We start from the raw sequence: 26,280 nt of genomic DNA on the forward strand, positions 1-26,280 counted from the left end.
TATATTTGCAAAAAAAGAAGCCGCGGCTGCGGCTCCTTCTGAAAGAGTGTGCTATGTAGTTAATTGATAAATGTGTTGCGCACTCGGCGCGACCGTATAAAGTAAGGAATCCATACCAGGAGTAGAACCATGCTTCTGCCAATACTTTGCACGTCCGGATCCTCTCCGAACTCGGCAAGCAGCGGAATATTGGTGAGCAGCACGTAATCAACGATATGAAACAACGTATTGGCGGCATAAAAAAGGATCATCCAGCGCGGAAAAGAAGCCTTTTTGCGGTACATCAACACGACCAGAAAAGCAGCAAATAAAAGAAAGACAACGTTGCCTGCCAATTCGAAAATCAATGTCGGCTTCCATAGCGGGTCATAAACGTTAGAATCCGGTGAAGTAAGTATATCCCATACCTCTCCGCCAAGCGTTGTGAAGAAAAAATGAATTACAGATAAAATCAAAGTAAAAATAGTAAGAAAAAGTCCAATCTGCACAAGCACCAGCCAGCCGCCAATCCCCTTCGGCTCATTGGACATCAGCTTCATCCCGCGTTTATCGGGTATCAATGTTCCCAAACCACATGCCCCCTCTGTTATAATTCATTGTAATGATCTGAAGATACTACTGCCTACGTAAGCTTAAGGAGCCGTTATGACACCATTTACAGAGAAGGTTATTTGTATTATTCAATCCATCCCCGAGGGAAAGGTTATGACCTATGGCGGGATCGCCCGTGCAGCAGGAAGCCCCAGGGCGGCCCGGCAGGTCGTGCGCATTCTCCATTCCATGAGCCGCAAATACAAGCTGCCTTGGCATAGAGTTGTTAATTCCAAAGGCAAAATTGCTCTTGCCGAAGACGAAGCAGTCTCTACACAAAGATTGTATCTGCTGGGAGAAGGCGTTCTTTTTGATGATCATGGCGTGATCGACCTGGAGTTGTTTCAGTTCCATCCGGAGCAGGACGTTTATCTTTTTCCGCCTTTGGAATAAGCCTGCACACTCCCTGTGCCCAGACCATTCAGCAGGAAATACAGCGTAGCATAGATGACCAGCAGAACAGCTGCGACGAACAGGCTGAAGAAGAGCGATTGCCGGTTCAGGCTGTCAACCACCAGCTGGTAGAGCTGATGCCGGTCGGTCAGAACATCCCAGCTGTTGAGCCGGTATACCCGGCCGAGCAATACGCCATATCCGCCCAGCGCACAGGCTGCGAGGACAAAAATCCAGGAGAGCAGCAGATTGCTTCTGCGGAAGATGACGCTTTGAAATTGGTACAGGGAGAAAAAACCGGTCAGCCAGCCACTCCAGGTGAACAACAGCAAGGTGATTAAATCGTACCAATACCGGCTCTGAACAACTCCGTCTACGAAATATATGTTCTTTCTGATCGTCAAATGCAGCAGGTCGGTCATCAGATAGGGTGCATTCGGAAAAAACAGCAGCCATGCTATGCCAAGCGGCAGCAGCAGCAGCCCGGAAACCTTACGCTTATCCAGGCCGTAAGCGGCCATGGAGAATAAAAAGGGAATCCAGGCCAGAAAGAAGTTCCAGAGCAAAAAATCAAAAAACGTATCGGTCCGCAGCGAAACCACACGGTAGACAGCCAGCGTCGCCAGTGACAGTCCTGCCAAAAGCATGAATACTTTAGGATAATTCAATTCCTTCATTAGGGTGCGGTCTCCTTATCAATCGTAGTGAGATCTGTTCCAGTATAGAACAGATTCATTACGTTAATTGTACAAATCTGGCAGTCATTAGTCCATTATAATATAACAGCCCGGGCAAAATGCACCCGGGCTGTTATATTATAATGAAATTTAGCAACACAGGGATTGGCCCCATGCTGTTCCCGCTGGTTCGGTAGTGCTTACTTAAACTTCGCTGCTCAGTTTACCCGCCACTGCCGGTTTGCGGGCTCTAAAGACGCTGCGGCCCGGCGATTCTTCAAGGCCGCACAACGCGCCGCATTCCCGGAACGCCCCATGCCTGCAGCCGGCACAGCGGACCGGATTGATCAGTTCCAGCGCTTCATTGATCGCTTCTCCAGTATGGTCAAAAAACTGCGCGGCCCCTATTTTATCGTACAGCCCCGTCTTCTTCAGCAGATCAAGCGGCTGCGGTTGAATGCCGGAGATCATCAGCCTTCCTCCGTCTGCCTGCAGCTGCTTCACCAGCCCAGACAGATTGGCCTCCCCGGTGGTATCCATAAACGGTACCTTGCCCATACGCAGCAATATAATTTTTGCAAGGTCCGGTCCAAGCTCCGGCATCGTTGACTCGAATCTGTAGGCTGCTCCAAAGAACAACGGGCCTTCCACATTATAAATTCCGATTTGCGGGCAATCATGGCTCTCCGTTACCATATGCGCCTCTACTTTGACCGACGAGGGGTCGGGCAGCACCTTAGATACCAGATGCCCTTCACCCATCCGTTTCACAAACAGGACTACGGCAAGCACCAGCCCGGCCTCTACCGCAATCGTTAAATCGGCAAATATCGTTAAGAGGAAGGTAAGGAACAACACCAGGGAATCCCCGGTTTTGAGCTTCAGCAGGTGAAGAAATTCCTTGCGTTCGCTCATATTCCAGGCGACCACCATCAGGATTGGCGCCATGGCCGCAAGCGGAATGCTGGAAGCATAAGGCGCAAACAGCAGAAGAATAAGGAACACTACGACACCGTGAATCACTCCCGACAGCGGGGATGCGGCCCCGCTGCGAATGTTGGTGGCGGTTCTGGCAATTGCACCTGTGGCCGGGATGCCGCCAAACATAGGTGCGGCTATATTCGCGATACCCTGGCCAATCAGCTCACGGTTGCTGTTATGGCGGCTGCCAGTCATCCCGTCGGCTACCACCGCCGACAGCAGCGACTCAATCGCCCCCAGCATGGCGATGATAAACGCCGGACGAAGCAGCTGCCTGATCCGCTCCCAGGTGATCACCGGAAAGTGAAAACTCGGCAGCGTGTTTGGAATATCGCCGTATGCAGAGCCGATCGTAGTCACCTTGCCGCTGAAGAACAGCACCGCAACTAACGTTGCGAACAGCAACCCGATCAGCGTTCCCGGCACCTTGGGCGCAAAACGCATGCCGAGCACGACGACCCCCAGACAAATGACCGCTGTCAGAACACTGTACAGATTGATCGTTGAGATATGCTGGCCGATCTCTTGCATGTTGTCCACGAAGCTCTCATGCCGCTCCATATCCTTCAGGCCGAGGAAATTGGCGATCTGCCCGCTGAAGATAATGACGGCAATCCCTGCCGTAAAGCCGATGGTTACCGGCTTCGGGATAAACTTGATCAGAACTCCCAGCCTCAGCAGCCCCATAACGACGAGGATGACTCCGGCCATCATTCCTGCAATCAGCAGGTTCTCGTACCCGTACTCCATGGCAATCGCGAACAAAATTGGAATAAAGGCTCCCGTAGGTCCGCCAATCTGAAATTTCGAACCTCCGAATAAGGAGATCAGTATACCTGCGACAATGGTTGTATAAATCCCGTACTCCGGCTTCACGCCCGAGGCAATAGCAAAAGCCATCCCAAGCGGGATGGCAATAACGCCGACGATCGTCCCTGAAATGATATCCTTACGCAGAGAAGCAATGCTGTAGCCTTTAAAGCGGCCCCACCCTGTCATCATCTAACCTTCTTTTCTTTGAATATCTGATTATTTGAATATAAGAGCAACATTACTCCTGCCTGCCGCTCTTGTCAACGGGAAATCCGCCCCCGGATGGTCCGGGGTTATTCGCTGCGGATGCCCTCCAGGAGCGAAATGGCATTCACGAGATGATTATCGAATATCTGTCTGGCTACCGCCAGCAGGTCTTTAATCAGGGGGTCGCGCAGAGAATAAATGACGGTGGTTCCTTCTTTTACACTGGCTACTACATTCTTGGCGCGGAGTACAGCAAGCTGCTGGGATACGGCGGAGCCTTCCGAGCCGAGAATCGCCTGCAGTTCGTTCACATTCTTCTCGCCTTCGCTCAGCAGCTCCAGAATGCGGATCCGCATCGGATGAGCCAGCGCCTTGAAAAATTCCGTCTTAAATTGCTGAATATCGCTGTTCATTGGACTTCTGCTCCTCATGGCTTTACTTCAAATCTATTGTTATCTTAGCTTATTTCTTGTGCAGTGGCTATGCCGGCAGTAAATTGCATGCCGTATACGGCTGCAGCACCCCGCCCCGCTTACAAGAATACGGGATACATCCCCAGTTCTCCAGTCCGGATCTCCACATAGCCGCCCAGCACCATCGGCTCGCCCAGGCATTCGAACATGATCAGGTCGCCGGCAATCCGCAGATAACCTGTTCCATCTGCCTCAATATTCTCCAGCACCCCGGTTAAGATTATCTTATCCCCATCCATTCGGATGCCGTAATCCACGCCGCTTACAGGCACAATATCCACCCAGCGCATAAATAGCGGGGAAAGCTCAAATTCGACCTCAAGCTCCTCACCCGCTTCCACAGGATTACCATTCCATATCCCCTTGCCCTCGCCATACTCCGCAGCAAAATACACTTCGTTCTTACGGGGGCCGTTCCGCAATATTGTAATGTTCATCTCTTCCGCTCCATCATCATAGTGTTACCGTTTATTATACAGGATAGTGATCCCATTAACGATCAGGTGTAGTTCTGGGTTGCCTTATTTAGATAAGTGCCGGGATGCATCCACGGATGCTTGAAGAACTCCTTCTTGTCGCTGATCTTTTTCGAAACACCAAGGTCATAATCAATCATGGATTTGATCCTTTTCGCGAATCCTTCTCCCTTGACCAGCAGTCCCAGCTCAAAGTCATGGCAGGCGCTTCTTTCATTGATATTATAGGAGCCGTGAAAAACGGCCCGCGACCTGTGGTCATAGGTGATTTTCCAGTGGGAGAAACGCCCCGTAAAGCTGTAGTCATAAAAAGAAACGCCGTTAAGAAAAGGCTCATACATATTGCTGCGCACAGCCGCCCGGTTCGTCGGGTGGTCATTGACTTCCAGCGGATTGCATATGGCCAGATGGCAGGAACAGTCCGGGCCAAGCTCACCCAGCCGGTCCCAGAAGGCCTGATCAATCAGATAGGGGTTCACGATCACTGTCTCCTCCGCTGCATAAGTAATCAAATCCAGATAATATTGCTGGATCAGATTAACGGGGTTGCCCGGAAAACTCACGAAGAGCGTACACTCCTCCTCACCGAATGCATAATTTGTATCAGGATGGTAGAAGTCATCTTCCGGATCAAAATGATCGCCCCCAAGCAACAGCCATCTTGATTGAAAAACAGCATTCAGCGGCAACGCCGCCGCGCCCTGAATCCGGAAGCAGCCATCATGCCACTCCTCCTCACCGCTTGGAATACCCATCGGCCGGCCGTCTACTTCTACCGGTGAAGAGGCCTCTATCGGCGTCTGATACGTATATTGATCCCCGAAGTTCAAGCTGCCGACAATCGAAGTAATCCCGTCAATGACCATGAATTTCCGGTGGTCAATGACATTGAGTCCTGTGATCTCCACGTCCTCCTGTACCTTATCCTGCAGGAAGAGAATACTTTCGGATACCCCTCTGGACTTCAGCTCCGCCCGTTTCTCACTCCATTCTGCCGCAGAATAATAGGAGTTGAACGTATCGAGCAGCCTGGCCCCTGCATTCTCCAGCATCGTGGAGATCTTGGAGAACTTACCCACCTCGAGATTCATCCCATAGCCAAGTGCGGTAACCGTATAATTCACCATGATGCGGACTTCGACACCCCGTTTCAGTGCCTGCAGCAGCGCTGCCGCAATCAGATTTCCCGAATGGTCGTTAAAGAACAGCATTATGGACAAATGAATATAACGGCGCGCCTTCCCGATTTCCTCAAGGATCATTTCCAGGCACTGCGGTCCGTTCACATAAGGGTCTACCCGGTTATGACGTGTCGTCTGCGGAGCCAATATTCGAAGCTTGTCTGAGTCCAGTCCGCTGACTTCAAGCGCAAGCCGTTCAAGCAGCTCCCCGCTGAAACCCGGCATGCCGGACAGCTGGCTAATCTCTGTAATCACTCCGCCGAGAGCCTGCCGGTGCGCACGCGCCTCCCGGCCATTCAATACATCGGCAAGCAGCTCCTGGGCCTTGTCCATTTCCTTTGCAGCCTTCAGGGAGCCACCCGATAAATAATAATTCACAACGTTTATGATATCCTGCTCTACCCTGTTATCCCATTCCGCTTGCGGAAGTTTGTTGTTCATATGTAAATCCTCCATTCCACTGCCCTTCCTCTCAGGTGCACATAGGTCTCTGATCGGGCTAAGGTTAGATACCCCTCAGGATTTACTTATAAACAGCCGCTACCCGCACACGCAAATGCCTCATACAAAATCGCCTCATATCATCCCTCTAATCGTTATGGATAAACCGGATCAAAAAAGCTTCAGTCCCGCTATCCGTTCCACCGCTTCTGCAAGCCGTGCTTCATCGCTCACCAGCCCAACCCGCACATAACCTTCGCCATAAGCGCCAAAACCAATACCGGGAGCTACCACCACATGCGCCTTCTCCAGCAGCAAATCGGCAAAACTCTGTGAGGTATAGCCTTCCGGAACCGGCAGCCAGGCAAAAAACGAGCCCTTAGGCGCCTCCACCTTCCAGCCAATCTTCCGCAAGCCGCCGATTAAGAGGTTGCGCCGCGACTCGTAGCGGTCCAGATTATCCCGGACAGCATCCTGTGGTCCCAGCAGCGCAGCCGCAGCTGCTTCCTGCACTGCCCCGAACAGGCTCACGTACATATGATCCTGCAAGAGGTTCAGACTCTCGATAACGCTGGCGTTACCGGCAGCAAAAGCCACACGCCAGCCAGCCATATTATAGGTTTTTGACAAAGTATAGATCTCAATGCCGTTCTCCTTGGCCCCCGGCGTCTGCAGGTAGCTGCGCGGCTTCTGTCCATCATACCCGATGGCAGCATAAGCGAAATCATGCACAACACAAATCCTGTGTTCTGCCGCGAAGCTCACGGTCTGCCCGAAAAAATCCTCCGTAGCTACCGCACCGGTAGGATTGTTCGGATAATTGAGGAACATCAGCTTGGCCTTAGCGGCTAGCTCCGGGCTGATGTCCCCGTAAACGGGCAGAAATCCATGTTCCGCAGTCAACGGCATCTTCTCCATGACCGCCCGGGCCAGCTCGATGCCTGACCAGTAATCAGGATATCCGGGATCCGGCACAAGTGCTATATCCCCCGGATTGAGGAGACACTGCACCACTTCAACCAGCCCGGTTTTTCCGCCGAACAGAATGGCGATCTCCTGCTGCGGATCCAGCTCCACTCCGTACTCCCGCTTATAAAAGCTGGCTGCAGCTTCCTTGAGATAGCTGTGGCCGCGAAACGGCGGATACCTGTGGTTCAGCGGGTTAGCCGCTGCCGCCTGCAGTGCTTCTACAATGTGGGCCGGTGTAGGCATATCGGGATTCCCCTGTCCAAGATGGATCACATCATGTCCTGCGGCGGCGACAAGGCTGGCCTTGGCAACCAGCGCGGCGAAAAACTGCTTGGGCAAAGCATTCAACACATCGGAAGGCTCAAAAACATTCACTGGCAATGGTCACCCTTTCCTCAGAGGTTACTTGCTGTAATCGTCATCCATATTATAATACAAAAAAAAGAGCCTCCTAGTCCTAGTGGAGTGCTCTTTTCTTCCTGGCTGCAGTTATTCCCTGCTGCCAATAAGCTTTCGGATAAATACGATTTGACCAATGTGATAGGCATTGTGCATTGCCGCGTTGCTGATAATCTCCCACCATTCCGCTGGCACAGGAAACCCTGCCGCTTTAGCCTCAAGTCTGTCTTCCTGCAGCAGCGGCTGCCAACCAAGCAGCACCTCCAGCAGCTTCGTCCTTAACTGATCAAAGGCTTTGCCCTCCGGTATGGCAAAACTGCTGTTATTATCCTCAATCGGAGGGACAGCATCTACCCGGCCCAGACGGTATCTGGTTTGCCAGGTATTGTTCCAATACAGCAGATGCTGCGTAATTTCAGCGATACTGTTGCTGTTCCCGTCAGGCTTCCAAAAGGCTTCTTCCTCTGTTAAACCCTCAACCGCCTGCGCGAACGGAGAATACCAGCTTGGATCATTGGCATTGGCTAGTAACTGATTGGCCAGAACATCCTTTGCGTGAACGATTCCCTATCCCTCCCACTTGTTACATTCCCCTTACTGCTGCAACAGCTCGCCGTTATATACCTTCACATCCAGCGGCGCAGTCAGAAATTCGCCTGCCTTAGCGGCAAACCCCGTGAAGTGTGGGCTTGTGTTATGGCTGCCCACAGCAGCTGCATCGCGCCAGGTTTCGACCATAATATATACATTTTCCTGTGAGGCGTGCTTGTACAGCTCATAAGAGAGGTTGCCTTCTTCCTCATGAGTTGCTGCAAGCAGCGTCTTGGCTTCAGCCAGGAACTGCTCCTCGCGTTCGGGGTTCACTTGCATTAAAGCGTGGATAATAATCATAGTTTTGTTCCTCCTAATGGTTTTGTCAGAATGAACTTCACAACTGAAATTGGGAGCTTACGCTCTTATTTCCACTCGGCAATAGTGTCAATCGGCAGACGGACGGATGCGTATCCTTCTCCATCCGCTTTGCCAATCGAAATCAGCATAACCGGGATGTAACGGTCTTTGTCCATGCCGAAGACTTCAGCAATTTGATCCTTTTCGAATCCGCCGATAGGGTTGGTGTCATAGCCGTGGGCACGGGCAGCCAGCATCAGCTGCATGGAAGCCAATGCGCCGTCAATCATCACAGTCTCTCTGTTCACATCCGCTGGCAGTGTCGCGAAATGGCTGGCCAGACGGGTTAATTGGTTCTCTTTCACATCCTGAGGCATAAGTCCGCGCTCAACAGCCGTACCGTAAATCTGTTCAGCATAATCAAAATTGTTCAAGTCGCCGAATACGGCAATAACTGCTGCGGAGGTTTCTACCTGCACCTGATTGAAGCGGGCGATAGGAGCCAATTTGGCTTTGCCTTCCGCACTTTCGATCACGAGGAAGCGCCAAGGCTGCATGTTGACCGAGGAAGGAGCCAGTGTAGTCTCAGTTAGAATCTCGGTCATTTCCTCTTTGCTGATTTTGACAGAGGTATCATATTTGCGGACCGAGCGGCGGCCTGTAATAATAGAATTGAAATCGTTGGTTCTGGTAGCATTCATTTGTAATAATCTCCTTTATAATTGGTATATAATTCAGGCTACAGTAAATCGATGTTTTGCTGCAGCCGGGTAAGCATATCTATAAGCACTTTGAGCTCCTGCTCTTCAAATCCGGTGAGCAATGAGCGGAGGAACCGGATCTTCTCCTCCTTGTAGGAGAGAATTTTCTCCCGTCCTTGTTCAGTGAGCGAGACCAAAGTCACCCTGTTGTCGGCAGGATTGTTGCGGCGTGAGATCATGCCGTTCTCCTCCAGCCCCTTCAAATGGCGGGTGACCGCTGCAGCATCAATGTCGACTTCCTTTTGCAGCGAAATCTGGCTGATTTCTGCAACCTGAAACAGCTCGTGAAGCAGGCGGAGCCGCGTAGGGCTGATGCCTGCACAACGTTCAAACTTGGGGCTGATTCCCTTGTTCAGCGCCTGCAGCAGTTCAAATATTTGCTCTTCTTCCTCAGGCAGATGTTCAGTCAAAATTAACCCCCTTATAGTTTTATAAGCTCCACTACTGTGGATTGCTTTGTACAAAACTGGATTCAAAAAGAATACACTAACGCAAATATATTGTGCAAAATCCTTTTGATAAAAATTAGTTTACACCGATATGGTTGACCCGTCAACTAATTTATCAATAATTATTAAAGAGGAGGCTGGAAATATGAAAATTTCCCTGATTCAGCTCGATATAGCATTTGGCAAACCCGAGGCAAATTATGTGGCGGCTGAACACAAAATACGCCAGGCCGCGGCAACTCGTCCTGACTGCCTCATTCTCCCCGAATTATGGACGACCGGATACGATCTCACGCGGCTTGATGAAATTGCCGATCCAGAGGGGCAGATTACGAAGGACTTTATTTCCGGCCTGGCCCGCGAATATGGCATCAACATCGTTGCCGGTTCCGTAGCCAACAAGCAGGCTGCCGGGATCACCAACAGCATGTTCGTCTTTGGCCGTAATGGCGGGCTTGCCGGGGAATACAGCAAGCTGCATCTGTTCCGCCTGATGGATGAGCACCTGTATCTTCAGCCAGGAGAAGACAAGGGGCTGTTCAGCCTGGACGGTGCGTTATGCGCCGGATTGATCTGCTATGATATCCGCTTCCCGGAGTGGGTGCGCGCCCATACGGCACTCGGAGCGGAGGTGCTGTTCATCAGCGCCGAATGGCCATTGCCCCGGCTGTCCCACTGGCGTGCCCTGCTGATCAGCCGGGCAATCGAAAACCAATGCTACGTCGTCGCCTGCAACCGCGCCGGAGCTGATCCGGCGAACATTTTCGCCGGGCATTCCATGATCATTGATCCGTGGGGCGACATTATATGTGAGGCCGGAGAAAGCGAGGAAATCCTGAGCGGCGTCATTGATTTACAGAAGGTGCGGGAGGTAAGACAGCAGATTCCGATCTTTTCCGACAGACGGCCAGAGCTGTATACGTAGCCGCTGCCCGCAGGAAAAGCCGAAACAAGAATTATATAGTTTGAACAAAACAGCGGTCTCATTACACCGCACCATATAGATGTATTTACTGCAACTAATCAGGTCCAAAATGGAGATTATTTGGAAATAAGTGTATTTATTGCAAATAAAATTTCCGGAAAGCTATGTTTGGGCCGGATCGACACTTTTTAAGTGTACAGAATGCAGTTATCTCCTTGCCGGGCCTAAAAGGTCAGGTTTTAGTTGTATAAAGTGCAGCTATCCGCTTAGCAGTCCTCTTATTCGTGGACACTGTGCGCTTAGCATGGGCACGGTATTTGTCGCAAACTTGCGTTCAGCTCAGCTTATATCAGTAACATTGCGGCTCCTTATCACCCCATAACAAAAGGTGCTGCCGCAGCTGCTTAAAGCAGCTGTCTTGCAGCACCTTTTGCGGGGTTTGGCCGGAATCGCCATACCCAAACCCCGAACTCAAACCCCAGTTCCAACTCAAGCTTCAGCTCACATTCAAGCTCAATCCCTGCAGACGCACAGATCTCAGCGGGCATAACGTTCCCGCAGCACCCGTGCCGCTTCCAGCACACGCTGATCCGCATACTGCAAGTCATAACCGGTCTCCTCCCTGAGGAGGGCAGCCGGTTTAAGCTGCACTCCGCGCCCGGCGATTGCCTGCCGGATGCCTGAAACGAACACCGCCGCCGAAGCCGGCCCGCCGAGTTCGCTTAACGCAGCGATGGTCTCCGGGCAGACCCGCGGATAAGACAAAGACTCGTCCCCGCCGGACGCAGTCTCATAGAATCCGCGGATCAGCTCTCCGCGCTCCTGCCCGGAGCCGGAGACCACAACGAACGCGTGAACGAAATACGCGCTGCTCTGCCGCCGCTGGGCAATGCCGCAGAACTTGCGGCCGCCGATAGCCAGATCGAAATCACCGGGACAATAGGAACCGGTGATTTCTCCGGCCTGGATCAACGCCGCAGCCTGCGGATGGCTTACCGCTACGGCTTCCTGAATCAGGGAAGCCAGCAGCCGGAAATCGTCGTGAAAATCCAGCTTGCCCGGAGTTTTCGGAAGGACCAGCGCCACATTGACGATCCCGGCATCCAGCGGCACGGCAGCCCCGCCGGAGTGACGGACCGCCGTACGAAACCCGCGCCGCTCAAGCCCGGCCATCGCCTCATCTGCGCGGGGCAGTTTGCTGTCCCGCAGGCCCAGTGCAACACCTGCGGGATGACTCCAGAGATGCAGGGCTGGAGGGGCCAGTCCCGCTCCAATGTCCCGGCACAGCGTCTCCTCAAATGCAAAGGGAACCAGCATGCCTCCTGCCTCTCCAGCATTTCCAACCATCACAGCATGCTCTGCCTCTCCAGCATCTCCTGCCATCACAGCATGCTCTGCCTTCCCCACATCTCCAGCCATCACAGCATGCTCTGCCTTCCCCACATCTCCAGCCATCACAGCATGCTCCGCCTCTCCACCATCTCCGGCCAATGTAACATGTTCCGCTTCTCCCGCATCTCCTGACTTCACAGCATGTTCCGCCACCGCTCCACCTTCAGCAGCTCCACTTCCGCCATATTTTGCTGCCTTCCCGTCATCATCTGACAAATGCTCAAACAGCACCATTTCATTCGGAAGAGCGCGCTCCGCGCCCGATTCTGCTCTGTTAATTCCTTTATTGATCATCATTCATCCCCCGAGTACCTATTGAATGTTAACCTTTGTCCGAACCAATAGTCATATTGTAACCGATCCGCAGCCTGGCGCGAAGGCAAAGCGTGGGTTCAGCATTTGAAATAGCTTCAGGATACCGTTATCCTAATACCATAACAAGTTTCAATCAGCGGCAAGATTAAGCGCTGAAGCTCATGCTATACACAACCTTGAGGAGTGATGCCGCATGACAGTCGAACAACTTGCGAAGGACAGGCAGTTTAGCAAGACCAGACAATGGGAACAGGCGATGCACAAGCTGTATATCAACTTTAGAGACTACAGCAAAGACGCGATCAAAAACTTTGATGACGAGGAGATTCATCAAGCCAGAGTGAACAGCCGCAAGCTGCTGACCCTGCTGTCCATTCTCGACCCGGATCATTCCGCCGCTGCCGAGTTGTACAGCGTATTCAAGCAGGCCCAGAAAAGGCTGGGCAAGGTCAGGGATGCAGATGTTCTTATTGAATCTTTCAAGGAAAGACGCAAGAGCGCCAAGGAAGCCGGCGAGGTGAAAACTGCCGAACTGCTGAAGGCGGTCATCAAACACCAGAAGGATAAGCGGAAGGAATACCGCAAGAAGCTGGAGGCTGAGCTCCCAAAGCTGGCCGGCAAGGAATTGGACGGGTTATGGGAAGCTTTTCGAAGCAGCACGCTTGAGCCACTGGCAGCGAAAAGAGATGTAAACGTCGTCATGCGCGAACTTGAAGTAGCTTTTGAGCAGAAGAAAAAAACATGCAAAACCCTATTCAAAGGTCCCGGGGCCGAATCACAGGAAGCCTTCGACGCGCTGCATGAGCTGCGGATCGCCGCCAAGGAGCTGCGCTATACAGCCAATGCGGCCGCATTCGCACTCAACCAGAAATTCCATGCCCATGAGGAGATTTACAAACAGATCCAGGAGCAGCTTGGCGAAATTAATGACAAACGCGTATGGCTGGAAACACTGAATTCCATCGGACGCGATGAGCTGGGTGTTGGCAAAAAGACGTGGAATGAGTTCACAGATGCTCTTCGGACCGAAGTGCTGGAGGCATTGCATCATAATGAGGTTGTTCCCGTTGCGGAGAAAGCCAAGTCACTTTGAATTCATAAATAGACATAGGAAGAGGCAGGAAGCGCATGCTGGACATGACGCTCACTGCCTCTTATTCTCTTATCTGTTGCTTACAGCCGCATACTTGTTCAATACACCCTGGTAGGCCGATTTAGGACGCAGGCCGACCAGCTTCTCCACTGGTTGACCTCCACTATACACAATCACCGTAGGCAGGCCCATGACTCCGGCTTCCCCCGCCAGCTCCGGCAGTTCATCACAGTTCACCTTAACGATAGCCACACTGTCTCCATACTCGTCATTCAGCTCCTCCAGAACAGGCAGCAACATCTTGCAGGGCGCGCACCATGGCGCTCCGTAATCAACCAGTACGGTCCCGCTGCCTCTTAGTTTGGCCTTCAGATCCTCAGTTTTCTCTGCATTGATAATAGCCATCGTTAGTTCCTCCCATGTGTATATCTTGAATAATACAAAAAGTACATTCTTTGGACCGTCTTCATTCGGACAGCGCGTTATCAGCTGCCTCTGCCTCCAGCCGTTCCTGCTGGATGGAGGCCATCCGCTGCTGCAGGTTCAGCTTAATTTGGCTGAGCTGCACAATCTGGCGCTCAATCTCCTCCAGCTTGCTGCGGTATAGCGGCATCACTTCCGCGCAGAATGCTTCTTTATTCTTCAGCACGCAGTGCAGAAAACCGGAAATCTCTTCCGTGGACAAACCCAAATTTAAATACAGCTTAATCGTCTCCACCGTCTCTACAGCAAGCGCTGAATACTCCCGGTATCCATTCGCCTGGCGGAGGGGAGCGATAAGTCCCTGACGCTCATAATAACGCAGTGATCGGACACTGACGCCCGTCTGTGCTGCAAGTTCACCTATTTTCATAGCATTCATTCTCCCCGGGGTTCATGAGAACTTCTATTCCAAGTATAAACCCTGACACCAGTGTAAGGGTCAAGGACTTTCTTGAATAACCATGCTTTATTCGGTGGAGGTTCCGGAAGCCCCGTATTCCTCTATATGCAGCTTGACATCAATGGTTATCGGAACCCGGCTGAAGGTTTCATCCCAGTTCCCTTTCACCTTCCTCCATACGGCAGGATGCTGAATACGCAGGATTTTGCCGAATCCGGCGGCGTCGGCATGCAGCTTTTGCTGCATTGTCTCCACAGAGGCTCCGGCCATTTCCTTTACCTTATCCTGCAGCACCAGTTCATCCTGCTTCATATAAGCAGCGTCCAGCTTTTGTCCTCCATGTGCGAAAGTCTCCGCATATCTGCCCGTTGACTCGATCTTCACGGCAAAAGAGATCTCGCCTTCCTCGACCTTAGCCTTGATTTTGCTGCCCATGGACTTAACCTCATAAGTAATCAGCCTGCCGCTGCCATCCTCAGTAGTCTTAAGCACTCCGCCTTTCCCTTTTCCCGTAAGCCAGACGACACCCTCCAGCTCCTCCTCGTTTAAGAAGCCTTGCAGCTTGCCCGTCTCCCCCTTGATCACACCGGCTCCGGCAAATTTCATCTCATTTTTAGCAGCTATTACATTCTGCAACATAAAGGTGGTTTTCCCGTGCAGGGGACCTGCGGCCTTTGCGATAGACACTGGCTCCCAGATCCGCAGGTTCCGGTCCCTGTTGCCAAATATTCCCTCCAGCACAAACGCAGGTGTCTGGCCCGGAAGCACGTTGTTCAGCACATCACTGGCCTTTCCCTTGCTGACGAGAATCAGCACACTGGGGCGGATATCATTATCCCGGCTGAAAAAATCGACCAGCTCTGAAAGCTTGGTAGAACGTGCCAGCTGCTCGCCGATTACGATGACCTTCAGATGATGTCCAATGGGAGGATTGTTTGTACGCAGCGACAGTTCACGGATCGCTTCGAAGATGGAGTCTCCGGTTTCAGTCATGTTATAGAAATTTCTGGAGGATGCACCTTCCTTTTTTGAACCCACTGAACCTTGGGGTACGATAAATTGGTAGGTGCAGGACATTCGTCTATTCTTCGGGTACCCCCCGCCCCTCTGCTCAAAATCCTCTTCGATTGGTGTTTCATCCGCTATGTCGAGCGCCACGGCCACTTCCATATTTAAGTTCTCAATAGGCGTGCTGCTCCAGCAGCCGGATAACCCTATGCTTTGAATTAGAAGCACGGCAAGCAGTACGATTCGCTTCATGATCCGGCTCTCCTGAAATGAGCAACAATTAGCAGCGGCAACGGCAGCAATCCGAACAGCAGAATGGCCCAATTACCAAGGCTGGTGCCGAATGCGAACAGGCCATTGATATTCGGAGGAGTTTCCGTAATAAAATAAACAAGCGGAAGCAAGGCGAATAGGCAATGGTCGAGCTTTTTGTTGAAGATTTGCGAAATTCCCAGCGCGGCTCCATAGAAGGAAATGCAGAAGGTACAAAAAATTTGCATAATCCAGATGACCAGGAGCAAGGATTCGAAACGTTCAAACAGCAGGTTCACCTCAAAGCTGCGTATCAGATCGATGAAGGGCCATGTCCGGGTGACTACACCCTCTACAGAAAGTGCCCCTATCGTCATGACAACAGCAACCACATAAAAGATCATAGAAATCAATGTCCCTACGACAAGCACCCGCCCTGCTTTTTTGGGTTTTTCCATAAAAGCTACAAGGAACAGCAGCGCTTCACCAGCCGTATACGTCAGAGCTGTCGGCCTAGTGCCTCTCAATACCGGACCCAGCCCTTCCCCGAGCACAGGGCGGAGATTGTCTATATCAAATATTTTCAGGCTAAGCAGACAGACCCCGAAAAAAATCGCCGCGGCCATGGGGGCAATCAGTCTGCACATCCGGGACAGCGCATTAATTCCCCCTCTGCATAAATAAAGCGCAATCCACATGAATACAGAGGCAACCGCCCAATAGGGTGTACCCTCCAGCAAAAAGAATCCGGTAACCTCCTGCATCGAACGCAGCTCATAACCGGAAATACATAAAAAATACGCAGCGATGACCACTCCCAGAATCGCCGCAAGCGGCTTGCCGATAATAATTCTGCTGTACTGATAAAAGGTCTTGCCCGGAAACCGCTGGCTAAGCAGCACAATTACCATGCCGGCCACCATGGACAGCAGGGCACTCAAAATAAGCGATATCCACACGTCAGGAGTGCCGGCAGCCTGTACAATTGTCCGGGGAAGGGTGAATACGCCTGCTACGAGGATGTAATTGACCATAATAATGGTCGCTTGGCTCGTCGTGATGCTATCCTGTACTTTCGCATTCATGGTTTTCACCTCGATCTCCTGAGTTGTGGTTTATTTTTTACGTATTGGATCCTTGGGCTGCAGCAATGCAGGACGGCGCTTCATCAATTGCAGGGGGATGCGGATAATGAAATCGCGCAGGTCGCTCATCCTGTAGGGAGTTACCATGCTTAAATAGGGAACCCCGAAGCTCTTCAGTTTAATCAAATGGCTGCTGAGCAGGAGGAAAAACATAACGACACCGTAAAGCCCGAATACAGCAGCGAAAAACATCGCCAGGAAACGGAGAAAGCGCAAGGTAATCCCCGCACTGTACATGGGAATCGAGAAAGAGGAGATCGCTGTAACCGCAACGACAATGACCAGAATCGGACTGACAATCCCCGCCTCTACCGCTGCCTGGCCGATAATCAGACCCCCGACAATGCCCATGGCCGGTCCAATGGGTTTGGGCAGGCGCAGGCCGGCCTCACGCAATATTTCGATAGAGATTTCCATAATCAGCGCTTCAATTAATGTAGCAAAGGGGACCCCCTGCCTGGAGCTGATGATTGAAATCGCCAGTTTGGTAGGAATCAGCCCGGGATGAAACGAGAGAAAAGAAATGTAGAGCGCCGGAGCAAACAACGAGACCGATGCAGCAAAAAAACGCAGGAGCCGCAGCAGTGTACCAGAAAACCAGCGGTCATAATAATCCTCCGGTGACTGCAGCAGCATTCCGAAGGTAGTCGGCATTATCAGCGCAAACGGTGTGCCATCCAGAAGAATGGCCGCTCTTCCCTCCAGCAGCGCCGCCATGACCCGGTCCGGGCGTTCTGTGTTCTGGATCTGCTGAAAGGGGCTGAGGTAGTTGTCTTCCATGAGTTGTTCCAAATATCCTGATTCCTGGACATCATCTATATTGATCGTCTTGATTCTCCGGGTGATTTCCTTAATCAGCTCATCGTTGGCGACGCCCTTGAGATAGGTCAGCACCAGTTCCTTCTCAATTCGCTCTCCCACGGTAAAAGAAATCATGGCCAGCTCCGTGCTCTGCCCGTGTCTTCGCAGCATCGCCGTATTATCACTGAGCGTTTCATTGAAACCCAGCCGCGGACCGCGCAGAAGCGCCTCCGATATCGGCTCCTCCACACTTCTTGTGTTGCCTTTCGGAGTACCCAGTATAAAAACCTCTGCCATTCCTTCAATCAGCAATACCGCAGAGCCGAACAATACCTTTTGCAGCGAGAGTCTCAGCTGGTCGGTATATTCAATTTCCGAGACCTGTACTACCTTGTGCACGATAATCCCTTTCAATATTTCTGCTGGCGGTGCTGTGGTCATGCCTTCAAAGGGCCGCACCGTGTTCATCAACGGCATCAGGATGTTCTGGTCCATGCCCTCTTTGTCCGTAAGTCCATCCACAAAAAACAGCGCGGCCTTGATTTCCAGGCTTCCGATGCGCAGCTCTCTGACATTGACGTCGGACATATCGGCACTTATCTCCCTGAAGGACTGTACATCGCGGTGGAACTCTCCGGTATAGGTCAAGGAAGGAGCGGCCTGTTCAGTGTTGTTTTGAGCAGGGGGTGCGGCTGTGGCGGTTTTTTTATTCTGCACGGCGATGCTGGTCTGATCTGCTTCCCCCGTATCTTCGGAGCTTGGAACACCCCCGCCTTTTTTGCCTTCAGCCCGCATTCCCCGGGTGCTCGCCTTGCCCTCTTTCATTCGGAGCCAGATCATTAGGCGGGTTAAGACGACCGGAACGATGAAGATGACAAAACCTTGAAACAGCACCTTCCAGCCGGGCACAAGATCCCATAGCATCTTCCACATTCCATGCGTCCCCCTTTTTATTCGTAACCCTATTTTGACCGAAGCTGGAACATTCATACATCAAAAAAACAGCTGCATGCTCCTCTTGGGAAACGTGCAGCTGTTATGATGTGCTAAAACGATTCAAAGATAGGAGTTACAGCAGACCCGCTGCCCACATTCCGCCTTGGCGGATCATTTGGCGGAACGGCTCTACCGAGAAGGAAGGCAAATGATGCCCCGGCATCAGATAAACTACACGGCCAAGTCCGAACTCATGGCACCAGGCCGCCTGACGCATGGCCCCTTCATGAAGGTACTCTGCCAGCACGGTCGTCTCAAAATAAGGATGCATTTCAAAGTAGTACGGCTCGTCCTCGATGACGAACTCGCTGATCCCCTGCATAATGGGATGCCCGTGTGCCGGTATTTTCATATGCAGGGAGGTGTATTCCGGATGATGGGTGAAATGCGCGCCCAGCATGGCGCCCAGCTCCTGATTCCGCTGCAGGGAGATTCCGTTATGTATAACGAGCAGACCTCCGCCCCCCGCTACATAAGACAGCAAAGCGGCACTTTGCTCCGGGGCTATTTTCTGATCGGAAAATTCGGTATAAGCGATAACCAGCTTCAATCCCTCGAGGTTGTCTTTGTTCAGGAGACTGTAATCTTCAGAAGCCTCCACCTGCAGATCAGGTGACAGAATGCGCTTAATCTCATGATCCACACCGGCAAAAGGATGGTATTTCACCTCACTGTAGCTGCCAAGTGCAAGTGCTTTCCCTTCAGACATGTTCTTCCCGCCTCTCTTCCTGCTTCTCTTAGTGTATAGTTACCAGGGCCAGGCATTGCCGTCCAGGTCGAGATAAGCCGGCTCCTCACCCATATACTTCTTGTGCTCCTGCACGATATTCATAATCTTACGCGCCGACTCTTCAGGAGGAATAGGTGCCTCCAGAGCCTTCTCACCATTCATATAGGACTGCAGCCAGCCGGGGTGAAAGACCATAACCTGCCCGCCCATCACCTTCAAATGGTTGTGCATCAGGGAGGACTGCATATTAAGCGCTGCTTTGGACATACAGTATCCGTACATATTAATCCGTTTGTTCCGGCCAATGCTTCCGGCTTCTGAGGAGATATTAACAATCAATTTCTGCTTGCTCTGCATTAACAGGCCCATCAATTCATTACTGACCCTCAAAGAACCAAGCGTGTTTACATTATAAATGTGAGCCATGGCTTCATCGTCCATATCAACAAGCATCGTGGCATCATCAGCTCTATGAATAATACCGGCATTATTGATAATCATATCAACATGAGCGGTACTGCCCGAAATGCTGCGTGCCGCTTGCTTGACACTCTCACGGTCGCCGATATCCAGCGGAATCAGAGTTAATCGGTCCGGGTACTGCTTTTTCAGTGCGTCCAGCAATTCCGACTCCTTCATATACTGACCGGCAAATACGGAATATTTGTTCTCTAGAAGCCAGCTTGCCAGAAAAAAACCTAAACCACGGTCAGCACCGGTAACAAAAGCAACCCTTTTCATGAATATGGACACACCCTTTACGATTCTTCAGGATACACGCGGCATCTCTTTCACATTAGCATGGCAATCACGTTTTTTCAACGTCCTTCATGGGACTGTAATTCTGCTGAAAGGGGTGCTCTAACTTCCTTTTTGATTTAATTTTGAACTATGTTACAATCGTAGTTACAAGTACTTATAGGAAGGTGAGATACCGATGTCTATCCAACAACTTCACACTCTGGAAGAACTGCAGCAATATGTTGCGCAACCAGGTAAAAAACTGCTTTTCAAGCATAGCACTACCTGCCCGATCAGCGCCAAGGCCAACGAGGAATTCACTGCCTATACGCAAGGCTCCGAGACTCCAGCTGCCATTGTCCATGTGATTGAAGACCGTCCGCTGTCCAATCAGATTGCCGAAGATTTCGGGATCAAGCATGAATCTCCGCAGATCTTCCTGCTGGAAGACGGCGAAGTCCGCTGGAACACCTCCCATTGGAAAATCACCCGGGACGCCATCAAGGCAGCTGTGAGCCAATGAGCCAGCCGGTAATTGTCTATTCCACCACAGGATGCAGCGACTGCAATCAAGTGAAGCAGTGGCTAACCGAGCAAAAGGTTAGCTTCGAGGTGCGTGATGTTATGACAAGTACAGTGTATCAGGAAGAAGTCGAGAAGCTGGGCTTCATGGGTGTGCCTGTTACTGTGTACGAAGGCCGCGCAGTCAAGGGCTTCAACGTTTCCGAACTTAAGGAGCTTATTGGAGCAACCGCTGAATAATTCATAGCGTGAGGCATATAAATATTTATATTCAAGTGGAAACGGCTTTGCCGTCCTTTTTAAGGACGGTACCGTTTCAGCGAGAAATAGAAGGATAAGTTATCGTGTGAAACATATAAATTCTTATATTTTTGAAAAAGGCATCTCCTTGGACCTCTGTCCAGGAGATGCCTTTTATTTGCCCTTTTATTTGGCCTTATCCTGGATTCGTTGAGACATCCGCCAGAAAAGAGACATTTCCGCTGTGGGAATAGATGACGGAATCCGCTCCAAGTCCTTTATAGACCAGTCTGGGATTCATCGAAGTCGTAATTACGTATATTGGCTTTGTCGTCCAGGTCCGGCACATCTGGATATACCGGCAGCATAAGGTCACACTGCTCTCGAACAGAAATACTCTGCCTACCGGAAAAGAGGGGCGGAACCATGTATTCTGATGATGTGTATCCACCACAAGATTGACCTCGATTCCCAGTTCCTCCAGACGCCGCTTCTCCGCTGCATTGTTGGCGATTCCTGCGATCTTGTAGCCTCTGAACTTTAAGATTTTGATAAAATGCTCCCCCGCTTTAGTCGGAGCGTTAATGAGTACATATTCTTCCGAATTCGCCATATCTTCCTCTCCTCCGGCCTAGGACTTCCATTCATTTGCCCGTACGAACACAGCAAAAAACCACAAAGGAATTCCCTCTGTGGTCCAATTAACGGTCACATTGTGCTCATCCTCTCTAATACGCTTACGAGGTTAGCTGTCGGATTCGGGCAGTGAGAGTCGCCCTACCTGTATCCATGCGAGCATTCTCTCGCACTTTCACAGGATTCACCCCATAACCGGCTCCGACTCTCACATCGGCTGCCGATTGTTGGTTCCCCCGCTTTCCATAACGGAAATTAAGCGGACTGCGTATTCGATTGTGTAGTAAACAGAAGTAATCATACTCTGGCGATCACGGCCTTGTAAACCGCCAAACCTGCCAAAATAATGCATTTAGTAAACCCAATCCAGATCGGGTAGCGCTTACTTAAGCCTCAATCTCATCATTCCTCTTATTTACTCGGCTTATCAACGATTTGCGAAAAAGCATTCAGCGTTGTGATTATATTCACCCGCTGTTGAGCAAATTGCCTTTTGGGCTCTAATCACCCTAAATCAAAAGCAGTCGTATGCACGAGATAAAAAGCTGAAAATCGTTGATAAACACCCTTTTAGCACTTCTTATCGTTTCTTTTGCCATAATCCCCTGAAAATCGGCTCAGAAGAATGTTTTTTTCTTTTTACAAAGCTCATGCGAAAAGGTATGATTCGGTTTGAATCCAATGCATGAAATGCGATATGAACGCTGAATTCCCGCAATGCGGGAAACGGGGGAACCATCAGGCCCGCAGGGCCTTACCTGGAAGATAAGAATCTTTCTTGGGGTGAATCCGAAGGAGACTGTGGTCTCATTAGGTAGGGCGACTCTCACCGTCCGAATCCGACAGCTAACCCCGTAAGCGACTAGAGAGAACCTTGATCCGCCACGTGTTTTCGCCAGGTGTATTTAAGCCTGTACCAAAACCGCAGCAGAGGTCCTCCTCTGCTGCGGTTTTTTGTGCTGAGGCTGCAGCTTATAAATGGGTAGGAGGGAAAACGAAATGAACCAGCGCAGGCTGTCACGTATAGAAGTGTTTGTATTCGATGCCCCCTGGCCATTCCATCATGCCGCGGAGTCATCCGGCAAGTGCCGGTATGGTGTGCTGAAGCTTACGTGCAAGGCTGGGTGCAGCTGGGGAGCGGGGATACTGTCTGCGGAAGGCGATCATTTTGACGTCATTAAATGGAGCAGCTTTCTGAGAAGTATACGCAATCACAGGCTAGAAGAAGCCATAGAAATTGTACAGCAGCTAGGTGCGCAGTGGGAGCCGGGTCAGCAAGAAATCGTGCAAACGGCCCTGCTGGATTTAAAAGCCAAGCTGCAAGGCAAGGTCGTCACGTCACATCTGCAAATGGTCCCCTATTCCCGTACGGCTGGGGCCGGCGGTACGCCCCCCTTCAGACGGATGTACTATAAACCTTCAAGTTCCCTGCTGCATAAAGGCAGCTGGCAGGAACCGGACATAGCCGAGCTAATGGACAGATCCATCACTTATTTCTCCATCTTATAATTTCTTATTCAGGAAGGAACGTGAAGACATGCCAGACCCATTATCCCCGGAATGGACAGCTGCCAGCGAGTTTGCGGAATATGTCCAAAAGAACACCGGAAATATTTATGCACTCACCAGTCTGCTGCTGGGAGAGGGTGCCGTTGCGGAAAAGACTGCGATGAAAACCTTCACTGAGCTTTATACCCGGTACCTTCATGATGATTTCATCCCGCAGCCTTTCTCTCTGGATGCGTACCGGGAGTGCATTCAGCAGTGCTCCCGGGCTGCGGAGGAGTGCAGCCTCTTTGTTTCCAATGGATTAGCCTGGGAGGATCAGATTGTGCAGGTGTTATGGTACGGCATGCTGCTGCCCCTGCCGGCAATCAGCACCATTCTTGAGCAAAGCGTGCCGGTGCTGAAAACCCGGCTGAGACATGTGCGCGAGCAAATGTGCCGGTTGGAAACGTTGCGGCCTGAAGCAAACTTGTTTGTTGTATAGCTTCGTATGGAATATAGCAACTTGTCAAAGCGCATGAAAAAGCCGCAGCATAGTGCTGCGGCCTTTTCTATTTATACTCAGCTCTTGCCCTTGCCGCCTTTTGCGAATCTCCAGGCCGCTGTACAGCAGCCCAGCAAGCCCACTCCGAGCATTAACGTCTGCAGCACACCCAGCAGGGTAGAGCCCTCCGGCTTAAGCATGCTGCTGAGCAGAATCAGCAGAATTGAAGCTGCGAGGATCGCGGGGATTTGATTGTTTTTTTTCAAGATTACCACTCCTTATCTTATTAAATAAGGTACACTATAACCCTTCATTTAACCAGCAGGATCCTGAACTCTCCATTCTCTATATGTAGAGACGTATAGAAACAAGCCTTAGAACGCAAACAGAGGCATCATAGTCAACAGCTTTGATTCGTGGGTTCTTCCAGTGCTTCCAAAGGCACATTTGCAGCTTCCTTCGAAACCATCTATCTATCGTTTGAAAGACTGGTGTATCCGCCAGCGAGAAGTATCCGCACCAGCTTAAAGGTACTGACTCAGTTCACGGTGGATACCCTTGTCTAAGCTAATGGCTAGTACTGCCTTCACCATTCTGGACATGAACCCTAGAGATAGCGCCCATGCTGGGCGAACTAAAGGAAGCCGCAGTTTCCGAACCACGGCTTCCTTAGTTAAAACCTATGATCACTTTTCAATGCGCGCATAATGCAGCTCATTATTATTTGGTATCATAAATAAATCATTATTCTTTTATTTTATATTTCGAAAAAACCTCCTTCTTAATTTTTTCATGTTCTACATTCTCTGAATCCGAAGCAAAAGAAACTTCTGTCTCATTAAGGTTGAATTTACCGTTGTTCACGTTAATTACAACGTACTGACCTTGGTCATTTTGCATCAAAAATATAATATATTTCTCCCCTTTTTCTAGTTCAGAATATTCTTCACGAGTAATCTTATTTTCTTTTTTTTCAGGTTTTGCATATCCTATTGGTTCAATAATCTTAAGCGATTGCGATGTTGCAAGATTAAAATCTTGAGGACCTTTTAAAATTTTATCGATTTTCAAATCAGTTAGTGTATAGAAGTCCTGAATTGCTCCATCTCCAAAATACGTTGTAATATGTTCTCTTTCAGGAAAATCCATTGTAGGACTACCAACGAGAATTAAGTCTGCAGCTTGGTCTAATTGATTTACATCATTAAATAGAATATAGTTTGCATCCATATTTATTGTCTCTGCTTTTTCAATGGGCGTACTTTCAGCTTTATTGTTTGCTTCCAATCCTGAAGTATTGATAATGGCAATAGTTAATGCTATCAAAGCAAGGATAATTATCTGCTTGCTGTTAAATTTAATTTTTTTCTTCAACACAATGTATCACCCCTAATTTTAATTTCCCCATTTTGCTTTAAGTTGGTTCTTGTCATACTGTTGAGGGCCAATTGTTTGAACACCTTGAAACATTACAGAATCGGTTATACCTGATTGTGTCGTATGAGCCAAAGATAAGGTATGACCAAGTTCATGAATTGCATTTGAAATTCTTACTGCTGATGAAGCAGGAGATTCATATACAATTAAATTATTATTATAGCTTGCGAAGGTCGTAAATGCTCTTGGTACATTATTATTTACGGGATTTCCATTAGCATCGTAATAAGAAGATAATCCAAGAAAAGTAGGATCAGCTGAAAAGCCAACATAATATTTGTCTGGCAAGCCACTCGATGAGGTGGTTTTCCCAATGGCAACATTAGAAGAAATCCCCCCCCAACTTGCTCTTGCCGTATCATATATTCCTTCATATCCATATGTTACTACGGAAGAATCGTAATAGGCATTAAACTTTGCAGAAGAACGTCCGCCTGCAAAAAAATCAGCAAATGCACTAGTTGGAATGCATATAGCCAAAATAAAAACGGATAGTAAAGTGCCTACTAATCTTGTCTTCTTCATTTAAAAACACCACCTGTATAATTTTTTAAAGGATTTTATTTCTATTAATTAACTAATGATTCTAATTAAAGCAATTTCACACATTAATTAAAATGTTTTACGATTAATAAGTATTATACAAACTTTGAGAGACTTTCTTTATCTACAAACTGCTTTTTAAATTACGAAGCCTTAGAATCGATTACCCAAAATGTTTTTACTCTACAAGCTTTACTTGTGGCACAAAAACCTAAGCTTTTTGAAAAAGATGCTGGCCAGCTAGTCCTTTTCTAAGCACACTAATCATAACACTGGATGACATTTATATTAATAGGACATTTTTCCTTTTTTTCTAATTGAAAACATAAATAAAATTCTTTCTAGATCTTACTTCAATAAACGGTTCATAAGAACTAGTTGATTCTTTACAAATTCAACTCCCCAGTTTTGCTAGACAATAGAATCTTCCTCGCTTAATCTTTTTAGTTTACTGAATTATAAGCTAAGTGATTTACAACAATTGCACAAAATTTTACAAATAAAACACAGGTTCTTATCTATATAACGTGTATTGGTAAATGTAAAAGCATGACCTCACTTTAGATATGATAGTCATCAGGCCCTCTTTATCATATGAAGGCCTATTTATCGGTTTCGTTAAACGGAGTCACTAATTCAATATAAAAAAGCCGCGGTTTCCGAACCGCGGCTTCCTCAGTAAAACCTATGATCACTTCTTAGTGTGCGCGTTTAGAATGTCTGCCAAAGATGATTAATGACGCAATCATACCGGCAATGCCCATTCCTGTCAAAAGCCCTTGAATAAAATCAAGCAGATTCGATCCATTGGACGGCATTAACCTGGCGACCAGTGCGATTAACGAAGATACTGCAAACAGCAACCCGAATGTTTGTTCATGCTTTTTATTCATCCTTGCCACTCCTCAAAAGGTTTATATTGTGAGTAA

At 49.6% G+C, this 26,280-nt stretch carries 33 protein-coding genes and 2 riboswitches; of the genes, 8 read left to right on the forward strand and 25 right to left on the reverse strand.

The window, feature by feature from the left end:
- Positions 1-59 precede the first annotated feature (59 nt).
- The gene (locus NYE29_RS07000) at positions 60-569 is read right to left on the reverse strand and encodes a DUF2569 domain-containing protein (RefSeq protein WP_076112829.1); all 510 of its coding nucleotides are present in this window, start codon (positions 567-569) and stop codon (positions 60-62) included.
- A 76-nt stretch (positions 570-645) separates the two neighbouring features.
- Between NYE29_RS07000 and NYE29_RS07005 the strand changes: the two genes are divergently transcribed.
- On the forward strand, positions 646-984 hold the full coding sequence (locus NYE29_RS07005; RefSeq protein ID WP_076112830.1) for an MGMT family protein: 339 nt from the start codon (positions 646-648) through the stop codon (positions 982-984).
- On the opposite strand, the gene NYE29_RS07010 is transcribed toward NYE29_RS07005, so the two are convergent.
- The 10 genes from NYE29_RS07010 to NYE29_RS07055 all read right to left on the reverse strand — a co-directional run bounded on the left by NYE29_RS07010 (position 960) and on the right by NYE29_RS07055 (position 9,663).
- Positions 960-1,661, reverse strand: coding sequence for a DUF1361 domain-containing protein (locus NYE29_RS07010; RefSeq protein ID WP_076112831.1), 702 nt, complete (start codon positions 1,659-1,661; stop codon positions 960-962). The two genes, NYE29_RS07005 and NYE29_RS07010, sit on opposite strands and share 25 nt — an antisense overlap.
- 204 nt (positions 1,662-1,865) lie before the next feature.
- Positions 1,866-3,641, reverse strand: a complete 1,776-nt coding sequence (locus NYE29_RS07015) for a SulP family inorganic anion transporter (RefSeq protein WP_340895051.1) — start codon at positions 3,639-3,641, stop codon at positions 1,866-1,868.
- A 107-nt stretch (positions 3,642-3,748) separates the two neighbouring features.
- The gene (locus NYE29_RS07020) at positions 3,749-4,075 is read right to left on the reverse strand and encodes an ArsR/SmtB family transcription factor (RefSeq protein ID WP_038585474.1); all 327 of its coding nucleotides are present in this window, start codon (positions 4,073-4,075) and stop codon (positions 3,749-3,751) included.
- A gap of 119 nt (positions 4,076-4,194) precedes the next feature.
- Positions 4,195-4,572, reverse strand: coding sequence for a hypothetical protein (locus NYE29_RS07025; protein WP_076112833.1), 378 nt, complete (start codon positions 4,570-4,572; stop codon positions 4,195-4,197).
- Between the two features lie 62 nt (positions 4,573-4,634).
- Entirely contained in the window at positions 4,635-6,233 is a 1,599-nt protein-coding gene (locus NYE29_RS07030; protein WP_340895053.1) for a phospholipase D-like domain-containing protein, read from the reverse strand.
- A 171-nt stretch (positions 6,234-6,404) separates the two neighbouring features.
- Positions 6,405-7,577, reverse strand: coding sequence for a pyridoxal phosphate-dependent aminotransferase (locus tag NYE29_RS07035; RefSeq protein WP_340899633.1), 1,173 nt, complete (start codon positions 7,575-7,577; stop codon positions 6,405-6,407).
- 114 nt (positions 7,578-7,691) lie between these two features.
- Positions 7,692-8,165, reverse strand: a complete 474-nt coding sequence (locus NYE29_RS07040; RefSeq protein ID WP_340899635.1) for a DinB family protein — start codon at positions 8,163-8,165, stop codon at positions 7,692-7,694.
- A gap of 30 nt (positions 8,166-8,195) precedes the next feature.
- Positions 8,196-8,492, reverse strand: coding sequence for a putative quinol monooxygenase (locus NYE29_RS07045; RefSeq protein WP_076112836.1), 297 nt, complete (start codon positions 8,490-8,492; stop codon positions 8,196-8,198).
- A gap of 65 nt (positions 8,493-8,557) precedes the next feature.
- Complete coding sequence (locus NYE29_RS07050; protein WP_076112837.1) at positions 8,558-9,193, reverse strand: nitroreductase family protein; 636 nt, start codon at positions 9,191-9,193, stop codon at positions 8,558-8,560.
- Positions 9,194-9,231: 38 nt separating this feature from the next.
- Entirely contained in the window at positions 9,232-9,663 is a 432-nt protein-coding gene (locus NYE29_RS07055) for a MarR family winged helix-turn-helix transcriptional regulator (protein ID WP_340895055.1), read from the reverse strand.
- Between the two features lie 184 nt (positions 9,664-9,847).
- Here NYE29_RS07055 and NYE29_RS07060 point away from each other — a divergent pair, with 184 nt between their 5' ends.
- Entirely contained in the window at positions 9,848-10,627 is a 780-nt protein-coding gene (locus tag NYE29_RS07060) for a carbon-nitrogen family hydrolase (RefSeq protein WP_340895056.1), read from the forward strand.
- A gap of 537 nt (positions 10,628-11,164) precedes the next feature.
- Here the strand turns inward: NYE29_RS07060 and NYE29_RS07065 are convergent.
- Positions 11,165-12,313 (reverse strand): lipoate--protein ligase family protein, encoded by a 1,149-nt coding sequence (locus NYE29_RS07065; protein WP_340895058.1) that lies wholly within the window; start codon positions 12,311-12,313, stop codon positions 11,165-11,167.
- A gap of 214 nt (positions 12,314-12,527) precedes the next feature.
- Here NYE29_RS07065 and NYE29_RS07070 point away from each other — a divergent pair, with 214 nt between their 5' ends.
- Positions 12,528-13,427 carry a CHAD domain-containing protein gene (locus NYE29_RS07070; RefSeq protein ID WP_340895059.1) on the forward strand — a complete coding sequence of 300 codons (900 nt, stop codon included), beginning with the start codon at positions 12,528-12,530 and terminating at the stop codon, positions 13,425-13,427.
- 69 nt (positions 13,428-13,496) lie between these two features.
- Here NYE29_RS07070 and NYE29_RS07075 read toward each other — a convergent pair whose 3' ends face one another.
- The 7 genes from NYE29_RS07075 to NYE29_RS07105 all read right to left on the reverse strand — a co-directional run bounded on the left by NYE29_RS07075 (position 13,497) and on the right by NYE29_RS07105 (position 19,983).
- Complete coding sequence (locus NYE29_RS07075; protein ID WP_076112841.1) at positions 13,497-13,832, reverse strand: thioredoxin family protein; 336 nt, start codon at positions 13,830-13,832, stop codon at positions 13,497-13,499.
- Positions 13,833-13,893: 61 nt separating this feature from the next.
- A complete protein-coding gene (locus NYE29_RS07080; RefSeq protein ID WP_076112842.1) occupies positions 13,894-14,280 on the reverse strand; it encodes a MerR family transcriptional regulator in 387 nt (128 codons plus the stop codon).
- A 96-nt stretch (positions 14,281-14,376) separates the two neighbouring features.
- Positions 14,377-15,570 (reverse strand): Ger(x)C family spore germination protein, encoded by a 1,194-nt coding sequence (locus NYE29_RS07085; RefSeq protein ID WP_076112843.1) that lies wholly within the window; start codon positions 15,568-15,570, stop codon positions 14,377-14,379.
- Positions 15,567-16,655, reverse strand: coding sequence for a spore germination protein (locus NYE29_RS07090; RefSeq protein WP_076112844.1), 1,089 nt, complete (start codon positions 16,653-16,655; stop codon positions 15,567-15,569). Before NYE29_RS07090 ends, NYE29_RS07085 begins: the two co-directional genes overlap by 4 nt.
- Positions 16,656-16,685: 30 nt before the next feature.
- The gene (locus tag NYE29_RS07095; RefSeq protein WP_076112845.1) at positions 16,686-18,449 is read right to left on the reverse strand and encodes a spore germination protein; all 1,764 of its coding nucleotides are present in this window, start codon (positions 18,447-18,449) and stop codon (positions 16,686-16,688) included.
- Positions 18,450-18,585: 136 nt separating this feature from the next.
- Positions 18,586-19,221: a ThuA domain-containing protein gene (locus NYE29_RS07100; RefSeq protein WP_076112846.1), complete on the reverse strand. Its 636-nt coding sequence runs from the start codon at positions 19,219-19,221 to the stop codon at positions 18,586-18,588.
- A gap of 39 nt (positions 19,222-19,260) precedes the next feature.
- Complete coding sequence (locus NYE29_RS07105) at positions 19,261-19,983, reverse strand: SDR family NAD(P)-dependent oxidoreductase (RefSeq protein WP_076112847.1); 723 nt, start codon at positions 19,981-19,983, stop codon at positions 19,261-19,263.
- Positions 19,984-20,179: 196 nt separating this feature from the next.
- Here NYE29_RS07105 and ytxJ point away from each other — a divergent pair, with 196 nt between their 5' ends.
- Positions 20,180-20,506, forward strand: a complete 327-nt coding sequence (gene ytxJ, locus NYE29_RS07110) for a bacillithiol system redox-active protein YtxJ (RefSeq protein WP_038585439.1) — start codon at positions 20,180-20,182, stop codon at positions 20,504-20,506.
- Positions 20,503-20,745 (forward strand): glutaredoxin family protein, encoded by a 243-nt coding sequence (locus tag NYE29_RS07115; RefSeq protein ID WP_076112848.1) that lies wholly within the window; start codon positions 20,503-20,505, stop codon positions 20,743-20,745. Before ytxJ ends, NYE29_RS07115 begins: the two co-directional genes overlap by 4 nt.
- Before the next feature lie 196 nt (positions 20,746-20,941).
- On the opposite strand, the gene NYE29_RS07120 is transcribed toward NYE29_RS07115, so the two are convergent.
- On the reverse strand, positions 20,942-21,358 hold the full coding sequence (locus NYE29_RS07120; RefSeq protein ID WP_038585433.1) for a hypothetical protein: 417 nt from the start codon (positions 21,356-21,358) through the stop codon (positions 20,942-20,944).
- Between the two features lie 106 nt (positions 21,359-21,464).
- Positions 21,465-21,653, reverse strand: a riboswitch (cyclic di-AMP (ydaO/yuaA leader).
- A gap of 420 nt (positions 21,654-22,073) precedes the next feature.
- Positions 22,074-22,256: riboswitch (cyclic di-AMP (ydaO/yuaA leader) on the forward strand.
- A gap of 124 nt (positions 22,257-22,380) precedes the next feature.
- On the opposite strand from NYE29_RS07120, the gene NYE29_RS07125 reads away from it, so the two are divergent.
- A complete protein-coding gene (locus NYE29_RS07125; protein WP_076112849.1) occupies positions 22,381-22,890 on the forward strand; it encodes a hypothetical protein in 510 nt (169 codons plus the stop codon).
- A gap of 28 nt (positions 22,891-22,918) precedes the next feature.
- Complete coding sequence (locus NYE29_RS07130) at positions 22,919-23,371, forward strand: hypothetical protein (protein ID WP_076112850.1); 453 nt, start codon at positions 22,919-22,921, stop codon at positions 23,369-23,371.
- Positions 23,372-23,448: 77 nt separating this feature from the next.
- Here the strand turns inward: NYE29_RS07130 and NYE29_RS07135 are convergent, their stop codons facing one another.
- Together NYE29_RS07135 and NYE29_RS07140 are read right to left on the reverse strand one after the other, a co-directional pair.
- Positions 23,449-23,637, reverse strand: coding sequence for a hypothetical protein (locus tag NYE29_RS07135; protein ID WP_038585425.1), 189 nt, complete (start codon positions 23,635-23,637; stop codon positions 23,449-23,451).
- Positions 23,638-23,716: 79 nt separating this feature from the next.
- On the reverse strand, positions 23,717-23,848 hold the full coding sequence (locus NYE29_RS07140; RefSeq protein WP_340899636.1) for a hypothetical protein: 132 nt from the start codon (positions 23,846-23,848) through the stop codon (positions 23,717-23,719).
- On the opposite strand from NYE29_RS07140, the gene NYE29_RS07145 reads away from it, so the two are divergent.
- Positions 23,788-23,937, forward strand: coding sequence for a hypothetical protein (locus tag NYE29_RS07145; RefSeq protein ID WP_340895062.1), 150 nt, complete (start codon positions 23,788-23,790; stop codon positions 23,935-23,937). The genes NYE29_RS07140 and NYE29_RS07145 overlap by 61 nt on opposite strands.
- Before the next feature lie 178 nt (positions 23,938-24,115).
- Here NYE29_RS07145 and NYE29_RS07150 read toward each other — a convergent pair whose 3' ends face one another.
- The 3 genes from NYE29_RS07150 to NYE29_RS07160 all read right to left on the reverse strand — a co-directional run bounded on the left by NYE29_RS07150 (position 24,116) and on the right by NYE29_RS07160 (position 26,244).
- The gene (locus tag NYE29_RS07150) at positions 24,116-24,748 is read right to left on the reverse strand and encodes a hypothetical protein (RefSeq protein WP_076112851.1); all 633 of its coding nucleotides are present in this window, start codon (positions 24,746-24,748) and stop codon (positions 24,116-24,118) included.
- Between the two features lie 18 nt (positions 24,749-24,766).
- A complete protein-coding gene (locus NYE29_RS07155) occupies positions 24,767-25,333 on the reverse strand; it encodes a hypothetical protein (RefSeq protein ID WP_340895064.1) in 567 nt (188 codons plus the stop codon).
- 716 nt (positions 25,334-26,049) lie between these two features.
- Complete coding sequence (locus tag NYE29_RS07160) at positions 26,050-26,244, reverse strand: hypothetical protein (RefSeq protein WP_076113742.1); 195 nt, start codon at positions 26,242-26,244, stop codon at positions 26,050-26,052.
- Positions 26,245-26,280: the final 36 nt, after the last annotated feature.

Source organism: Paenibacillus sp. FSL M7-1046, from assembly GCF_038007405.1.
Lineage (GTDB): Bacteria > Bacillota > Bacilli > Paenibacillales > Paenibacillaceae > Paenibacillus_AQ.